This window comes from Actinomadura rubrisoli (assembly GCF_004349215.1).
GTDB classification, from domain to species: Bacteria; Actinomycetota; Actinomycetes; order Streptosporangiales; family Streptosporangiaceae; genus Spirillospora; species Spirillospora rubrisoli.
Map to the genome: position 1 here is coordinate 1 of NZ_SMKU01000592.1, position 2,912 is coordinate 2,912.

The 2,912-nt window shown below is 74.1% G+C and carries 2 protein-coding genes; both read right to left on the bottom strand.

What is annotated here, in order from left to right; translation table 11 throughout:
- Nucleotides 1–2,314: ATP-binding cassette domain-containing protein (locus E1298_RS45770; protein WP_131903629.1), on the bottom strand; the 2,314-nt coding region annotated here is incomplete at its 3' end.
- A 133-nt stretch (nt 2,315–2,447) separates the two neighbouring features.
- The gene (locus tag E1298_RS45775; protein WP_131903630.1) at nt 2,448–2,759 is read right to left on the bottom strand and encodes a hypothetical protein; all 312 of its coding nucleotides are present in this window, start codon (nt 2,757–2,759) and stop codon (nt 2,448–2,450) included.
- Nucleotides 2,760–2,912: the final 153 nt, after the last annotated feature.

Consider the following 2,912-nt stretch of genomic DNA (forward strand, 5'->3'; position numbering starts at 1 on the left):
GGGCGGTGCGGCTCTCCGGGGAGGCGGCCACCTCGGTGGGGCGGCCTTGGGCGACGATGCGGCCGCCCTCGTCGCCGCCTCCCGGTCCGAGGTCGATGACGTGGTCGGCGGCCGCAGCGACGTCCATGTCGTGCTCGACGACCACCACGGTCGCGCCGTCGTCGACCAAGGCGTGGAGCAGGCGCATCAGCACGGCGGTGTCGGCGGGGTGCAGGCCCGTGGTCGGCTCGTCCAGCAGGTACAGGGTGCGGGCGCGGCGGGCGCGTTGCAGTTCGGAGGCGAGCTTGATCCGCTGCGCCTCGCCGCCCGACAGCTCCGTCGCGGGCTGCCCCAGCCGCAGGTAGCCCAGGCCGACGTCGGCGAGCGCGGCCAGTGCGCGGGCGGCGGGCCGCGCGCCGGCGAGGAAGGCGGCCGCCTCGTCCACCGTCATGGCCAGCACCCCGGCGATGTCGGCGCCGTTCCAGGTGACCTCCAGCGTCTCGGGGTTGTAGCGGGCGCCGCGGCAGACGTCGCAGACCGCGTAGGTGGACGGCAGGAACAGCAGCTCGACCGAGATGTAGCCCTCCCCCTGGCAGTTCTCGCACCGGCCGCCCGGCATGTTGAAGGAGAACCGCGAGGCGCCGTAGCCGCGCGCCCGGGCCTGCTCGGTCCCCGCGAACAGCTTGCGGACGGCGTCGAACAGGCCGGTGTAGGTGGCGAGGTTGGAGCGCGGCGTCCGCCCGATGGGCCGCTGGTCGACCCGCACCACCCGGTGCCCCGCGGCGTGCTCGGCGAGGGCGTCCACCAGCGTGGACTTGCCCGAGCCCGACACCCCCGTCACGGCGGTGAACACCCCCAGCGGCACGTCGGCGTCCAGTCCGCGCAGGTTGTGGCGGGTGACGCCCCGCAGCCGGAGCGTCCCGGACGGCTCGCGGGGCTCGCGCCGCGGGTGCGTCACCTCACCGAACAGGAACCGGCGGGTCACCGACTCCGGGACGTCCCGCAGCGCCTTCACCGGGCCGCTGTGCAGCACGCGGCCGCCGTGCGCCCCCGCGGCGGGGCCGACGTCCACCAGCCAGTCGGCGCTCCGGACGACCCGCATGTCGTGCTCGATCAGGAACACGCTGTTGCCCGCCGCCTTCAGCCGGCCCAGCACCGTCATCAGCGCCTCGGTGTCGGCCGGGTGCAGGCCCGCGGACGGCTCGTCCAGCACGTACACCACGCCGAACAGCCCCGACCGCAGCTGCGTGGCCAGCCGCAGCCGCTGCAGCTCCCCCGCCGACAGCGTCGGGCTCGGCCGCGACACGCTCAGGTAGCCCAGCCCGAGCTCGGCCAGCACCTCGATCCGCGCGGTCAGGTCGCGGGCCAGGACCGCCGCCGGGCCGTCCCCGGCCAGGTGGGGGCGCAGGACGCCGGCGAGCGCGGACAGCGGCAACGCGGCCAGGTCGGCGATGGTGCGTCCGGCGAAGGTGACCGCGAGGGCCTCGGGCCGCAGCCGCCGCCCCCCGCACACCGGGCAGACCGCGCTGACCAGGAACGACTCGGCGCGCTTGCGGCGCGCCTCGCTCTTTGAGTCGGCGAAGGCGCGCAGCACCAGCCGCCGGGCGCTGGAGTAGGTGCCCCGGTAGGGGCGGTGGATGCGGTGCGCCTCGCGGACGGGGTGGACGGTCACCACGGGCTGCTCATCGGTGAACAGGATCCACTCGCGCTGCTCGCGCGGCAGGTCGCGCCAGGGCCGGTCGATGTCGTAGCCGAGCGCGTCCAGGATGTCGCGCAGGTTCTTGCCCTGCCACGCCCCCGGCCAGGACGCCACGGCCCCGTCGCGGATGCTGAGCGAGGGGTCGGGGACCAGCGACCCCTCGGTGGCCTGGTGGACCTCCCCCAGGCCGTGGCAGTGCGGGCAGGCCCCGGCGGCGGTGTTGGGCGAGAACGCGTCGGAGTCCAGGTGCTGCGCGCCGGGCGGGAAGTCCCCGGCGCGCGACATCAGCATGCGCAGCGAGTTCGACAGCGTCGTCACCGTCCCGACCGACGACCGCGACGACGGCACCGACCGCCGCTGCTCCAGCGCCACCGCGGGCGGCAGCCCGGTGATCTCCTCCACGGCCGGCGCGGCAACCTGGTGCAGCAGCCGCCGCGCGTACGGCGCGACCGATTCCAGGTAGCGGCGCTGCGCCTCGGCGTACAGCGTCCCGAACGCCAGCGACGACTTGCCCGACCCCGACACCCCGGTGAACGCGACCAGCGCGTCCCGGGGGATCGCCGCGTCCACCCCGCGCAGGTTGTGCTCGCGGGCGCCGCGCACCCGCACGTAGGGATCACTGGCGGCCTGCTCCATGATCCGCACACTACCGACCCGGCCCCGCGGCCGCCGGGAACCCCGACCTCGGGTGGGATCCGCTCGGAGTCCATGCGTCGTCGCCTATCGCGGCGGCCTTGAGGCCGTTACGGGGAAGGCGGGCGCCGGACGGTCATTCGTCCTCGTCCTCCAGCAGTTCACGGAGTTCCTCGTCGACGTGCGCCGCCGCTCCGCGTAGCCGCGGGCCGGGCTCTTCCTCCGGGTGGACGTGACCGCGGAACATCACGAACACCTCGACCGGTCTGCCGTCTTTGACATGCGTGTAGTGACTGAGATCGACATCATCGACCATTTGAAGGTCCGCGCCATCACAGATGCCGAACTTCACTCGCGTGTCCATGCCTTCGGGGAGGTCGGCCGCCAGGGTGTTCAGCATCGCGATCACTTCGCGGATCGTCGTCGCATTGTCGGACTGGTCACCCATTGGCCGACCGTACCGTCTCCAGGTACCGCTGCATGGGCGATGGGACCCATCCGGTACCGGGTCGGTGACATCGCGCCGCCGAGGTGCACGTCCAGAAGCGCCGCCCAGGGCGCCGGTCACCGCGCGAGGCCCCGCCCTCCACTGACCGGGGAC